The sequence below is a fragment of the Oleiphilus sp. HI0079 genome, assembly GCF_001635105.1.
The window spans coordinates 1-783 of sequence record NZ_LWFT01000076.1; the positions used below are offsets into that span (position 1 = coordinate 1).

The 783-nt window shown below is 47.0% G+C and carries 1 protein-coding gene; it reads left to right on the top strand.

The window, feature by feature from the left end; all coding sequences use genetic code 11:
• Window positions 1–115 precede the first annotated feature (115 nt).
• Window positions 116–783, top strand: a 668-nt coding sequence (locus A3750_RS01115; RefSeq protein WP_231871664.1) for an ATP-binding protein, incomplete at its 3' end; no start/stop codon positions are given.

Genomic DNA, 783 nt, shown 5'->3' on the forward strand with positions numbered 1-783 from the left:
TGAGCGTCTTTCTTTTCTTAAACATCACCCATCTTGGTGCTTAGCTATTGGCGCTTGGCGCTGAATTGTTTAAGCTCTCGAGATATGAGTACCCCCTATCTATGTAAGAAGAGCTATGTCTGAGAACTCCTCGTCTAATAAGCAATATACCGCCGACTCGATTGAAGTTTTAAGTGGGTTAGACCCGGTTAAAAAACGACCGGGAATGTATACAGAGACCACCCGTCCCAACCACCTTGCGCAAGAAGTCATTGATAATAGCGTCGATGAAGCCTTAGCCGGACATGCGACGAAGATAGAAGTTGTCCTTCATGAAGACGGCTCGTTATCCGTTTCGGACAATGGTCGTGGCATGCCGGTTGATATTCACTCTGAAGAGGGTGTTCCGGGCGTTGAGTTGATTCTTACGCGATTGCATGCCGGTGGTAAATTCTCGAATGATAACTATAGCTTTTCTGGTGGTCTTCACGGAGTTGGCGTGTCGGTGGTGAATGCGCTCTCGACCAAATTAGAGGTGTTTATCCGCCGCAGCGGTAATCTTCACAAGATTGCTTTTGCGGATGGCGATAAAACGCATGACCTAGAAGTCATCGATACGGTTGGTAAACGTAACACTGGAACACTCGTTCATTTTTGGCCCGACGCGAAATACTTTGAGTCTGTTAAGTTCTCGATTTCGCGTTTGCGACACGTACTTCGCGCTAAAGCGGTCCTATGTCCGGGACTGCACATGGTCTTTAACAACAAGCAGACCAACGAGAAAGATGAATGGCATTTTGAAGA